Here is a 12,258-nt window from a genome sequence, read left to right on the forward strand (position 1 = left end):
AATCGTTCATATTTTTTTCACATTTTATCTTTACTTTAGCCCCTGTTGTGATAAAACGAGTGCAAGCGTTTTAGGTGTGTGTTTAATCACCATCTAATATCCTTATAACAATAATAATTACACTGTTAAGGGGCCGATATGGAAGGGCTAGCTGAGTTATTTGAAAGTGCTTTAAACGATACTGGTAAAAAAACTAGTAAACGAGCTGCAAAACGCAAATGGCGCGAAATTGAATCGATCAAAGATAAGTATCGATTGCGCAACGAACTAAAGGATATAGACCCGTCTGCTGACTATGACGTCGCAGATCTAGAGTTTTAGATTAACCAAGTGATCAAGGTAAGTTCCAATTCACTTTGGTCTTACCTTTACTCTCTAAATACGCATTGGCTGCCTTAAAATGGTCACAGCCAAAAAAGCCTCTTCTCGCTGACAATGGCGAAGGATGTGGAGACTTCAAAATAGAATGCTTTTCAGCGTCTATTAGAACTTCTTTTTTCTGCGCAAACGCTCCCCACAATATAAATACGACATTGCTACAATGATCACTCACATATCTAATCGCATTGTCTGTAAAAATATGCCAACCAAAATCTTTATGTGAATTCGCGTTGCTTTCTTCTACCGTTAATACTGCATTGAGTAGCAGTACACCTTGTTCTGCCCATGGCTGTAAATCACCATGTTTTGGCGTGCCAAAGTCTGGATATTCTAACGCTAGCTCTTTATAAATATTGCGAAGTGAAGGTGGTATTTTTTGACCTTTGCTTACTGAAAAACTTAAGCCGTTTGCCTGTCCAAAACCGTGATAAGGGTCCTGACCTAAAATAACAACTTTTATGTCTTTTGGAGACGTTGCTTCAAATGCATTGAACACTTGTTCCTCTGGAGGAAAAACTCTTTCAGTTTTATTACGCGAATTTTTGATATTCGTCTGTAAAGTTTCAAAGTAAGTTTGGTTACTTTGTTCTTCAAAGAAATGATTCCAATCTATATTTCTGATCATAATACCGGCATTTAGTGGGCAAGTTAGCAACATTCTACTAGGATATAATAGTTAGATAAAATAACTTTTTTTTCGATATTACATAGTCATATGCCAATGACTTAGCTATCCTTCGAACATTCTTTTAAAAACAAAATTTTAATTGGGGCCTAATCTTCAATGAAGGCAAAACAAAGCATATCTCGAAAACTTCTAGTGAGTGTACTGTCTGTGTATTTTGTACTGACGTTTGCCGTAACTTGCGTTCAATTGATTGCTGAGTTTTCCAATACAAAAAGTTACATTGCAAAAGAGTTGAGAACCTTAGAAAGCACCTTCAGTGCAAGTCTTACCCGTGCAATTTGGGAGTTGAACACACCGCAAGTGGTTTCAATATCCGATGGTTTAGTTGCGATACCTATGATCGAAGGCGTATTAGTCAGAAATGATTTAGGAGAGCAATTAACTCAAAGTGGTAACACGGATCTAAATGTTGTTGAAGTAAACGATACCTTGTTTAACTCAGAGGGTAAGTTAATTGACTCTAATTCTATTGCATTAACTGGCACAATGATCACTGGTGAAAATGGGTTATTTGGCTATCGATTTCCTTTAGTTTTTGAGTTTTCAGGACGAAGTACTTTGGTTGGTGATGTTACGTTATTCTCCTCTAGAAATGTCGTCATCGACAGAATACTGTTAAGTGTTTACTTTATGGTAGGCAGCGCCTTTGCCAAAACAACGTTTTTAATTGCATTATTTTTGATGGCCTTCAAAAAACACCTCACGACACCATTAGATGATTTAGTTGAACAATTAGAAAACCTAAACCAACAAGATGTTGCTGACATGAAGTTGGATGTCGATAAGTTATCTGGCAGTGAGTTGAGCATAATTCAAACCTCTTTTAATGGTATTATTTCTCAGTTTTCAGAATCGCAGAACAAGTTAAAACAAACTCAAAAACAATTGCTCAAAAGTAACGACATGCTTGATCAACAGAATCTCATGTTGGAACAGGAAGTCTCTAAGAAAACCGCCAATTTAAGTCAAGCGATGATGGATTTGCAAAGACAGAAGTATCAACTAGAGAGCAATCAGAACTCCTTGAAACAAGAAATTGAAACTCGTAGTCATACTGAAGAGCAATTGCTTAAAAAAACACATGAGTTAGAAAACACAATTGAAACGTTACAGATGGCTCACAGCAAGCTTGTTGAGTCTGAAAAATTTGCAGCATTAGGTGGCTTAGTTGCCGGTATTACTCATGATGTAAATACACCTATTGGCGTTAGTGTTACAGCAACAAGTGTATTAAATGAACGTTTAAAAGAAATTGACCACAAGCTAGAAAACCAAACATTAAGCGCAAATGACATGAAAGCATTTCTTGCTGAAAGTAAGCAAAGTGCTGAACTTTTGACTAACAACTTACAAAGAGCCAGTGAGTTGATTGCTAGCTTTAAACAAATTGCCGTTGATCAAACGAGTGAAGCCGACAGGTTAATCAATATTAATGCTTACCTGAACGAAATTGTTGCGTCTTTAAAACCTGAATTGAAAAAAGGTTTGCATACAGTCAATATCGATTGCCCACTAAACTTAGAAATTTCTATACCCGCTGGGGCACTTTCTCAAATATTTACCAACTTTATTATCAACAGTGTTATACATGGCTTTGATGGCATCAAAAATGGCGTTATTGATATAACAGTCACTGACAATGTTGATCAAATTGATATTATTTACCATGACAATGGCCAAGGTATTAGCAAAGATCAAATATCGCAATTATTTGACCCATTTTACACCACCAAACGAAACGTTGGCGGCTCAGGGCTAGGTACAAACATAGCCTACAACCTTGTAAAGCAAACGCTTCATGGTGAGATAACGGCACACAGCGAACCAGAGAAAGGCCTCACCTACAACATTAGGTTCCCAAAAGTCATTCCTTCGTAGCGCAATTTAACACCTGAATTGAATGGTAAAATTCAGGTGTTAAATATTCACGATTTGTTATTATTCTTTCCCGTTTTGTTTTTTAGAGATTAAGCTGTATGTGGTTTAACAACGCCTTCATTTATAAATTTACCAAGCCATTTGAATTAACTGCTGAGCAAGTTAGTGATCATTTAGAAGAACACCTTTTTCGTCCTTGTGGCAGCCAAGATCAACAAAAACAAGGTTGGGTTCCTGCCATTCCTGGTACAGAAGGCTTATTGCATGCGGCCAATAATACCTTTCTAATTTGCTTAAAAACCGAAGAAAAAATCTTACCTTCTTCTGTGATTAAAGAAGCACTGGAAGAAAAAGTACAATTGATTCAGCAAGAGCGCGGCCAAAAAGTAGGTAAGAAAGAACAGCAGACAATTAAAGAAGAAATTGTTCAAACATTACTACCAAAAGCATTCACTAAAAATAGTCGTCTTTATGCCTATATAGATATAAAAAACCAATGGATAGTTGTTAATAGCAGCAGTGCGAATCGTGCTGAAACACTGTTAGCTATGTTAAGACAGTGCATTGGTACTTTACCGGTTTTACCACTCAAGCCAGAACAAGACCTTATGTTAGCTATGACCTCTTGGGTGAAGAACGATGAACTGCCACGACCTTTTCAGTTTGCCAGCGACATAGAGTTAAAAGCATTAGACGAAGAAGCGGCGGTTGCTAAATTAAAAAACCATGATGTGACGGAAGAAGAAGTTCAGCTTCATATTGCCAACGGAAAGTTTGTTCACAAATTAGGTTTAGTTTGGGATGAAAAAGCAAAATTTGTTGTAAATGAAGAAGCGGCGATTAAACAAATTAAATTTTTGGATATCGTAAAAGAACAAACAGATGATGTTCCATCTGATGACAAGTTAGCAAAGTTTGATGCAGACTTCGCATTAATGACGGGTGAACTGAATAACCTTATAAATGACTTGGTGTCGGTTTGGGACACTAAAGAATAATAATAGAGACTTGTTGTTGAAGTATTTTGTAGTTTAGGACGAGTCAATTATCTAACAAAAAGCTAACTCACTTGAGTTAGCTTTTTTATTTAACATTAGTAGTAAAGCCTAGGCTGAAACTAGTAAATAGACTCTCAACCTTTGCCTAAGACATTTATGCTTGTAATATCTTTCTTGTAACAGCTATGCAAATACAGATTTAATATCGCCTAGTGCTTTGGCAAACTCATCTGTTTTAAAGTAAGCAATATCATCAACCACGCCTTTTTCGACATAAAGCTCATACTTATCAATATCAGCTTGTCCTTTACAAAGTAAGTCATTATACAGGGCACCTACTCTTACAAAGTCGATGTAGTTTACAGACTCAGTTTGATAATCAAGATCATTCCACTTTTCGGCAATTTCAATAAAGTCTCCTGAGAAATCCCATGAACGCATAATAGCGCCGCCAAGCTTTCCGCCCATGCGTTTAATCGCCGCTTCTAAGAAACTTGGATTTGCAAAAACCTCTTCGTGTCTCTCCGCTTCTGTCAAAATTGGCAATACACCAATGCTATGTACTAAAGCAGCAAGCGTTAAGGTATCGATATTGATGGACTCGTGCTTATGATCTTTTTGCCAATGTTGCATTGTCGCTATTGCAACACAAGCAACGTTAACCGTTTTTTCCCAAGACTTGCTCATATACTCACGGACAAGATCATTTTTAGAAACAAAAAGCTGTTCCATAGCAATCGCTGTCGCTATGTTTTTAATCTGCCTTAAACCAATACGAGTAACGGCTTGATTAAGTGATTCCACTTTCACCGAACGACCCATAAAAGCACTATTGGCGACTTTAACTAAACGCGCTGACAAGGCAGGATCTTGTGCAATAACCCCTGCCATCATATGAAGATTAACATCTGGATCGTCAGCTGCTTCTCGAATTTTTATAGCTATTTCAGGTAATGTAGGAAGTACTAAAGAGTCGCTCTGAATCTTTTCGACCAAAATTGTTAATAGTGCATTTTCGGTAGACATAAAGGGTCCTTTAAAGTCTCGGATTTAACTTAACGAATTTTCTATTCCTGAATATTTTAGTCGTAGTCCCTTACTTTCGCCAATTTTCAACACGATAATTTTACATAAAAATTTATTTTTTTTATTTGCTACTCAACTGCTTAACTGACTTTGCGTCGTGCGCAGTTTTTAGCATTGTTCGGCTCTCAACAAGAAACTGACTTGATGTATCACCAAACCAATTGGCAACACCTTCAAATGATTGCTTGAAGGCGACCTTGTCTTTGTTCTTTAAATCGCTCAGTGCGCTGGTCAATTCTGAGCAAAAACTTTCCGCTAACGTCTCAATATCCTCAGCACTATAAATAATGTCTGCATACAATTGTGAGTTTTGAGCAAACAGTCGTCCGGTCATTGCTAATTCTAGACGATAAATTGGAGAGCTCAGTCTTAACAACTGATCTAAATTTGGATCTTGTTTTGCCAAGAACCGACCGTAGACATAAGTAGTAAAGTGACGCATGGCCTGGATAATCTCCATGCTTGAATCATGTTGTTTTGCCTGATCAACTTCTAATATTGCGCCCCATAACTTTAACTGTTCTATAAGCCATTGATACTTATGCTCGTCACGGCCATCACAAACTACCACTACCTGTTTTACAAAGTTAGGTACATCTGGACCAAACATAGGGTGTAATCCAACAACAGGACCATTGTGTTGCTCTAACATAGCTTGCAGCGGTTGATGCTTGAGTGAGGTTAAATCTGCCAATATACATTCTTCATTAAGCTTAGGCAGTTGGGAAATAACAGATTCTGTAACTTGAATAGGAACTGAAATGATTACGAGTTTGGCATCGGAAAAAATAGCTCCTGCATTTGGCCAGTCCGACTCTTCAAATACAACGACTTCATAACCAGAGCGATTAAACATATCAACAAAGCGGCTACCTAGAGCACCTGCGCCACCAACAACCACAACCTTTGTATTCGGCAGTAAACATCTATAGGAATTGTGCTGGCTTTGATAAGACTCTCGCATAATACGTCGAAGCAAGTCTTCAATTAGGTCTGGGCTAACACTTAATGACTCAGCAAGCGTTCTTCTTTCCGCAATCAGCTCGGCCTCTCTTACGGGATCGTAAATCGCCTTACCAATGGTTTTCTTATATGCGCCCACTTTACCTGTGATTTTTTGGCGTCTTGCTAACAACTCAACCAACTGGGTGTCAATTGAATCAATCTCTTCACGTAAATCTGTTAATGACACGACGATGACTCGCTTTTCAGTCTATGGTTTTTCTTTATAGCATAAAAAAAGGAGCACCGTGTGCTCCTCTTTTAACATCGAGTAAACAAGTTTACTTCTTGAAAGATAACTTTTCTTTGATACGTGCTGACTTACCAGAACGCTCACGCATGTAGTAAAGTTTAGCGCGACGTACGTCACCACGACGTTTCACTTCGATGCTATCGATAACTGGGCTGTGCGTTTGGAATGTACGCTCAATACCTTCACCGTTAGAAATTTTACGTACTGTGAAAGCAGAGTGTAAACCGCGATTTCTCTTCGCTAATACAAATCCTTCAAACGCCTGAAGACGCTCTTTGTTGCCTTCTTTTACGCGTACTTTTACAACTACTGTGTCACCAGGCATAAATGCTGGAACATCAGTCTTCATTTGCTCTTCTTCTAGAGCCTTAATGATGTTTTGACTAACTTTTCTCATTATATTCTCACTTTTCTAGGATTCACTGCATATCTAAACAACGTCATTTGTCTCTTGTTCACTAAGGAACTCGTTTAACAAACGCTGTTGCTCATCAGTCAGAGCTAGATTGTTAATTAAATCAGGTCTTCGCAACCAGGTTCTACCCAATGACTCTTTTAATCGCCACTGTCGGATTTTTTCATGATTGCCGCTAAGCAATACATCTGGCACCCGTTGGTCTGCCAGTACTTCAGGTCTTGTGTAATGTGGACAATCTAGTAAACCGTCTGCAAACGAATCCTGCTCTGCGGACAAATTATGTCCTAATACACCTGGAATCATTCTCGACACTGAATCAATCAATGTCATAGCCGGTAACTCACCGCCACTTAGAACAAAATCTCCAATCGACCATTCTTCATCGACTTCCGATTGAATCACTCGTTCATCTATTCCTTCATATCGACCCGCGACTAACACTAACTTTTTGTTTTGTGCTAGTTGTTTAACACCTTCGTGATTCAACTTTTTGCCTTGCGGAGACAAGTAAATCACTTTAGCCCCTTCCCCTGCTGCTGTTTTCGCTGCGCGAATTGCATCAGTTAAAGGTTGCACCATCATTAACATACCAGGGCCGCCGCCATAAGGTCTGTCATCAACTGTTCTATGTCGGTCATGTGTAAAATCTCTAGGATTCCACGCATTGAACTCTATAGTTCCGTTTTTGATGGCTCGACTAATCACGCCTTGCTGCGTAATCGCGTCAAACATTTCTGGAAAGAGCGAAACAACGCCTAACCACAACTGACAATTCATATTTGTCAGAATCCTGGATCCCAGTCCACCGTAATGGTGTTTTCTTCCTTGTTGACTGATTTGATCACGTCATCCTGAATATACGGAATCAACCTTTCAGTTTTGCCGAATGCATCTTTAGCATTTGCATCGACTACTAAAACGTCATTTGAACCCGTTTCCATCAAGCCAGATACTGTACCTAGGTTATAGCCAGAATCGTTTATTACTTTCATGCCCTTAAGGTCACGCCAGTAAAACTCATCTTCTTCTAACTCAGGAAGTTGTTGGGCTTCAACAAAAACTTCAGCATGAAGCCAAGCTTCAGCATCGTTTATTGAATCTACACCATCAAACTTAGCAATCAGGCCTTTGTTGTGTCGGCGCCAATCGGCAACCTTCACTAGATGCTGCTGTCCATTGAGGCTTACGCGCCAAGGACTATAATCAAAGATCCCTTCGGGAACCTCAGTGTAGGCATTTATCTTGAACCAGCCTTTGATGCCATATGAAGCACCGATTTTACCGACTAGTATGAACTCGTCTGATTGTTTTAACTGACTCATTTATTTACCTTCACTTAATTGCGTAATCAATTAAGCCGCTTTCTTAGCGTCTTTAACGATTTTTGCAACACGATCAGAAAGTTGTGCACCTGTAGCTACCCAATGTTCAATACGATCTAAATCGATACGAACTTTTTCTTCTTGACCAGTCGCGATTGGGTTGAAGAAGCCGATTTTCTCAATGAAACGACCGTCACGTGAACGGCGGCTATCTGCAACAACGACTGAGTAGAATGGACGTTTTTTCGCGCCACCACGAGCTAAACGAATAGTTACCATAATTTCCTCAATTATTACTAATGGTTAAGGTGAAAATTCACCACCCTTTTTAGACACCCTAAAAAAGGTCGCGCAATTGTACGGATCTGGAGGAAAATTTCAAGTGGTAATAACAAAAACGGGCCATTGAATAATGACCCGTTGGAAAGAATTTTACTTTAAGTGCGCTATTTTAAGCTGAATTTGCAGTACTTTTGTTTAATAAAAGGTTTTGTTTTATTTTAACTTAGGAAAACCACCTGGCATTTTTGGCATTCCGCCACCCATACCGCGCATCATTTTCATTAAGCCGCCGCCTTTCATTTTTTTCATCATTTTTTGCATTTGAGTAAATTGCTTCAACAGACGATTTACGTCTTGTACCTGCGTTCCACTACCTGCAGCAATACGACGCTTTCTTGAACCTTTAATGACTTCAGGATGCTTTCGCTCTTTTTTAGTCATAGAGTTAATGATGGCTTCCATTTGATTAAACTGCTTATCATTAACTTGCCCTTTTACGGCATCAGGAATATTTCCCATACCTGGCATCTTATCCATTAAACTAGACATACCACCCATGCCACGCATTTGCGTTAGCTGGTCTTTAAAATCTTCTAAGTCAAAGCCTTGACCTTTCATCACTTTTTTAGCGACTTTCTCAGCTTTGTCTTTATCTATTTTAGATTCAATTTGCTCAACAAGGGAAAGTACGTCGCCCATACCTAAAATACGACTAGCAATACGCTCAGGATGGAACGGGTCTAACGCATCAATCTTCTCACCCATACCAATAAACTTAATTGGTTTACCGGTAATATGACGTATCGACAGTGCAGCACCACCTCTTGCATCACCATCAGCTTTAGTAAGGATGACACCGGTTAAAGGAAGCGCCTCATTAAACGCCTTAGCTGTATTTGCGGCATCTTGACCTGTCATTGCATCAACAACAAATAAAGTTTCAACTGGGTTTACAGCAGCATGCAGGTCTTTAATTTCACCCATCATGGCTTCATCAATGGCCAAACGACCAGCAGTATCTACCAGCAACACATCAAAGAATTTTTTCTTCGCGTGAGCAATCGCACCATTAACAATATCAATAGGCTTTTGTTCAACTGTACTTGGGAAAAACTCTACATCTACTTCTGCTGCAAGCGTTTCTAACTGTTTTATCGCAGCCGGGCGATAAACGTCAGCACTCACAACCAATACAGATTTCTTTTTCTTTTCTTTAAGGAACTTAGCTAACTTACCTACCGATGTTGTTTTACCAGCACCTTGTAAACCCGCCATCATTACAACGGCTGGAGGTTGAGCAGCAAGGTTTAAGTCTTCGTTTTTTTCGCCCATGGCTTTTTCAAGCTCACCCTGAACAATCTTAACGAATACTTGGCCTGGAGTTAGGCTCTTACCAACTTCTTCACCTACCGCTCTTTCTTTTACGGATTTTACGAATTCTCTTACTACTGGTAAGGCTACGTCGGCTTCTAATAAAGCCATACGAACTTCACGCAGAGTGTCTTTAATATTGTCTTCTGTCAGACGGCCGCGACCACTGATTTTTTTCAATGAAGCGGATAAACGATCGGATAAATTACTAAACATGAATTATCGCTGCTCTTTATAATGACTCAGTAATAATGAATTTATTACTATATTTAAATGTACTATTGGGGCGATTATATACAGGTGCAAGATTAAAATATAGTTAAGCACCCATCAAAGTGCCTAACTGGCATTTCTTTTATAGTTTATGATTAACTTTCATGTTATTTTTCTGTCTCTTGTTTGCAAATAAAAGAACATATTTAAGGAATCCACAGTGACGTTTATTGAGTTAGGCCTAATAACTTGTTTTATTGGCTTTTTAGCGAGCTCAGTGTTGTGTGCCAAATCTATTTACTCTAAAAGTGCGACGAACGCTAAAGCGATTTTGTTGGTTTCAGTTTTATCCACTGCCATTCAACTAGTTATTGCTAGACAAGCATTGTATATAGACAATCAAATCCACTTGTCACTCGCCTCTATGTCCTTATTAATTGCAGGACTAATTAACTTAGCCGTTGTGGTTCGTTCTATAAAACAGCTAAATCCAATGATGATTATTGTTACTACCGGATTTTCAGCATTACTCAGCTTACTACTACTAGCAACTCCGCTAAGCTCAGCTTTATATACTGGGGGAGTTACGGCGTCTTCTATTGCACTTGTGGTTCATATTGCATTATCAGTAGGTGCATATTGTATTTTGGTCATGGCTTCCTTATACGCCATCCAATTTCACTACATCGACTCAAAGTTGAAAGCTAAAACCTTATCACTTAACTCATTTTTACCACCGCTAAACATTGTTGAGCGACAGCATTTTAATTTAATGGCATTAGGCCTTGTTTTACTTACCGCAGCTTTGCTTACAGGCTTTATGTTTTTAGATACCATGTTATCCAAAGAATATGCACATAAAACCGCTTTATCACTTATTGCTTGGGGTATATTTTTAATATTAACCATAGGCCATAAAGTTTACGGCTGGCGCGGCACAAATAGCGCATTTGCCACCGTAATTGCTGCTGTTATACTGTCGTTGGCTTATTTTGGTAGTCGCTTTGTAAAAGAGATACTTTTAAACTAAATCACTCATACTAAATTTTACGTAACACTATATAGGAAACACCTGCTTGGACGACATATCAACGAGTACGCTATTTATTGCACTAGCGGCACTTATCTTTGTTTCTGCATATTTTTCAAGTTCTGAAACTGGCCTTATGGCACTCAACAAGTATCGCTTGAAGCACCTTCAAAACGAAGGGCACAAAGGAGCAATTCGCGTTTCAAAAATGATGGAGCGTCCAGATCAATTAATTGGCCTGATCCTAATTGGTAATAACTTAGTGAACATTGGCGCGTCATTTCTTGCAGCCGAAATTGGCCAGCGACTATACGGTGACGTTGGACTTGCTGTTGCAGCCTTCGTTTTAACTTTTATTATCTTAATTTTTGCCGAAGTAACGCCAAAAACTTTAGCTGCGTTACACCCAGAAAAAATTGCCTACCCAAGTTCTTGGGTTCTCAATATATTGATGAAAATACTCTACCCATTTGTATTAATTGTAAATTACATCACAAATGGCATTTTGATTATGCTTAGAATTAGCGCCAAAGATAGACAGGAACACAGCTTAAGTAGTGAAGAGTTAAGGACTGTAGTTAATGAGTCCGGCGGTCTTTTAGAAGACAAACATCAAAACATGTTGGTGAATCTTTTAGATATTGAAAATATAACTGTAGAAGACATCATGGTGCCTAGAAATGAGATTTATGCGCTAGATATCAATGATGACTGGAAAGACTTACAACGCGGTCTTACCAACGCACAGCATACGCGATTATTATTGTATCGTGACAACATTGACGATGCAGTGGGCTTTATTCATGTGCGTGACGCGCTACGCTTACTATCAAAAGACGACTTTACTAAGAACAACTTGTTACGAGCGGTACGTGAAATTTATTTCACCCCTGAAGGCACTTCAATTATTACCTTGATGCAAAAGCTACAACAAAACAAAGAGCGTATCGGTTTAGTTGTTGATGAATATGGTGATATTCAAGGTTTGTTTACTTTAGAAGATATTTTAGAAGAAATTGTTGGTGACTTTACAACGGGTATTGCGGTTTACACCAGCGACGAAGTTGAAGAACAAAAAGATGGTTCTTTTGTCATTGAAGGTAGTGCGAATATTCGTGAAATCAATAAAGAGATGACTTGGGACCTTCCTATTGATGGACCGAAAACAATCAACGGCCTAATTTTAGAGTTTATGGAAGAAATTCCTGAGATAGGCGTTTGTATTAATATTTCAGGCTATCCAATCGAAATTATTGATGTAGATGACAATAAAGTTTCTAAGGCAAAAATACACCCTCCTGAAACAAGTTCGAACGATTAACTTCAAAAAAAAGAC

13 protein-coding genes are annotated in these 12,258 nt (G+C 38.6%); 5 read left to right on the forward strand and 8 right to left on the reverse strand.

The genetic code is table 11. The features are described from left to right. Positions 1 to 138: 138 nt before the first annotated feature. On the forward strand, positions 139 to 321 hold the full coding sequence (locus tag ABD009_RS04900; RefSeq protein WP_155695657.1) for a DUF3545 family protein: 183 nt from the start codon (positions 139 to 141) through the stop codon (positions 319 to 321). A gap of 13 nt (positions 322 to 334) precedes the next feature. On the opposite strand, the gene ung is transcribed toward ABD009_RS04900, so the two are convergent. Next, positions 335 to 994: a uracil-DNA glycosylase gene (gene ung / locus ABD009_RS04905; protein WP_425543063.1), complete on the reverse strand. Its 660-nt coding sequence runs from the start codon at positions 992 to 994 to the stop codon at positions 335 to 337. Between the two features lie 171 nt (positions 995 to 1,165). Between ung and ABD009_RS04910 the strand changes: the two genes are divergently transcribed. Both ABD009_RS04910 and rdgC read left to right on the forward strand, forming a co-directional pair. Continuing rightward, positions 1,166 to 2,947 (forward strand): ATP-binding protein, encoded by a 1,782-nt coding sequence (locus ABD009_RS04910; RefSeq protein WP_343823203.1) that lies wholly within the window; start codon positions 1,166 to 1,168, stop codon positions 2,945 to 2,947. A 98-nt stretch (positions 2,948 to 3,045) separates the two neighbouring features. Continuing rightward, entirely contained in the window at positions 3,046 to 3,945 is a 900-nt protein-coding gene (rdgC, locus tag ABD009_RS04915) for a recombination-associated protein RdgC (protein ID WP_155695660.1), read from the forward strand. A gap of 183 nt (positions 3,946 to 4,128) precedes the next feature. Here rdgC and ABD009_RS04920 read toward each other — a convergent pair whose 3' ends face one another. From ABD009_RS04920 to ffh, 7 genes are all read right to left on the reverse strand, one after another. Then, positions 4,129 to 4,971, reverse strand: coding sequence for an HDOD domain-containing protein (locus tag ABD009_RS04920; RefSeq protein ID WP_155695661.1), 843 nt, complete (start codon positions 4,969 to 4,971; stop codon positions 4,129 to 4,131). A gap of 121 nt (positions 4,972 to 5,092) precedes the next feature. Beyond that, positions 5,093 to 6,229 carry a bifunctional chorismate mutase/prephenate dehydrogenase gene (gene tyrA / locus ABD009_RS04925; RefSeq protein ID WP_425543064.1) on the reverse strand — a complete coding sequence of 379 codons (1,137 nt, stop codon included), beginning with the start codon at positions 6,227 to 6,229 and terminating at the stop codon, positions 5,093 to 5,095. Between the two features lie 85 nt (positions 6,230 to 6,314). Continuing rightward, positions 6,315 to 6,683, reverse strand: a complete 369-nt coding sequence (gene rplS, locus ABD009_RS04930; RefSeq protein ID WP_155695662.1) for a 50S ribosomal protein L19 — start codon at positions 6,681 to 6,683, stop codon at positions 6,315 to 6,317. Between the two features lie 33 nt (positions 6,684 to 6,716). Then, the gene (gene trmD, locus ABD009_RS04935; RefSeq protein WP_343823208.1) at positions 6,717 to 7,481 is read right to left on the reverse strand and encodes a tRNA (guanosine(37)-N1)-methyltransferase TrmD; all 765 of its coding nucleotides are present in this window, start codon (positions 7,479 to 7,481) and stop codon (positions 6,717 to 6,719) included. A 5-nt stretch (positions 7,482 to 7,486) separates the two neighbouring features. Next, on the reverse strand, positions 7,487 to 8,026 hold the full coding sequence (gene rimM, locus ABD009_RS04940) for a ribosome maturation factor RimM (RefSeq protein WP_155695663.1): 540 nt from the start codon (positions 8,024 to 8,026) through the stop codon (positions 7,487 to 7,489). A 30-nt stretch (positions 8,027 to 8,056) separates the two neighbouring features. Further along, the gene (gene rpsP / locus ABD009_RS04945) at positions 8,057 to 8,305 is read right to left on the reverse strand and encodes a 30S ribosomal protein S16 (RefSeq protein WP_155695664.1); all 249 of its coding nucleotides are present in this window, start codon (positions 8,303 to 8,305) and stop codon (positions 8,057 to 8,059) included. 216 nt (positions 8,306 to 8,521) lie between these two features. Next, positions 8,522 to 9,895, reverse strand: a complete 1,374-nt coding sequence (ffh, locus tag ABD009_RS04950; protein ID WP_155695665.1) for a signal recognition particle protein — start codon at positions 9,893 to 9,895, stop codon at positions 8,522 to 8,524. A 217-nt stretch (positions 9,896 to 10,112) separates the two neighbouring features. Here ffh and ABD009_RS04955 point away from each other — a divergent pair, with 217 nt between their 5' ends. Together ABD009_RS04955 and ABD009_RS04960 are read left to right on the forward strand one after the other, a co-directional pair. Further along, complete coding sequence (locus tag ABD009_RS04955) at positions 10,113 to 10,922, forward strand: cytochrome C assembly family protein (protein WP_155695666.1); 810 nt, start codon at positions 10,113 to 10,115, stop codon at positions 10,920 to 10,922. A 46-nt stretch (positions 10,923 to 10,968) separates the two neighbouring features. After that, positions 10,969 to 12,243, forward strand: a complete 1,275-nt coding sequence (locus ABD009_RS04960; protein WP_155695667.1) for an HlyC/CorC family transporter — start codon at positions 10,969 to 10,971, stop codon at positions 12,241 to 12,243. The last annotated feature ends 15 nt before the right edge of the window (positions 12,244 to 12,258 follow it).

It is taken from the genome of Psychrosphaera haliotis, assembly GCF_039523615.1.
In the GTDB taxonomy this organism is placed as follows: Bacteria; Pseudomonadota; Gammaproteobacteria; order Enterobacterales; family Alteromonadaceae; genus Psychrosphaera; species Psychrosphaera haliotis.

Bases quoted from the DNA above. Each gene is read 5' to 3' on its own strand.
- ABD009_RS04900 (WP_155695657.1), top strand. From the start codon at position 139: ATGGAAGGGCTAGCTGAGTTATTTGAAAGTGCTTTAAACGATACTGGT.
- ABD009_RS04910 (WP_343823203.1), top strand. From the start codon at position 1,166: ATGAAGGCAAAACAAAGCATATCTCGAAAACTTCTAGTGAGTGTACTG.
- rdgC (WP_155695660.1), top strand. From the start codon at position 3,046: ATGTGGTTTAACAACGCCTTCATTTATAAATTTACCAAGCCATTTGAA.
- ABD009_RS04920 (WP_155695661.1), bottom strand. From the start codon at position 4,971: ATGTCTACCGAAAATGCACTATTAACAATTTTGGTCGAAAAGATTCAG.
- rplS (WP_155695662.1), bottom strand. From the start codon at position 6,683: ATGAGAAAAGTTAGTCAAAACATCATTAAGGCTCTAGAAGAAGAGCAA.
- trmD (WP_343823208.1), bottom strand. From the start codon at position 7,481: ATGAATTGTCAGTTGTGGTTAGGCGTTGTTTCGCTCTTTCCAGAAATG.
- rimM (WP_155695663.1), bottom strand. From the start codon at position 8,026: ATGAGTCAGTTAAAACAATCAGACGAGTTCATACTAGTCGGTAAAATC.
- rpsP (WP_155695664.1), bottom strand. From the start codon at position 8,305: ATGGTAACTATTCGTTTAGCTCGTGGTGGCGCGAAAAAACGTCCATTC.
- ffh (WP_155695665.1), bottom strand. From the start codon at position 9,895: ATGTTTAGTAATTTATCCGATCGTTTATCCGCTTCATTGAAAAAAATC.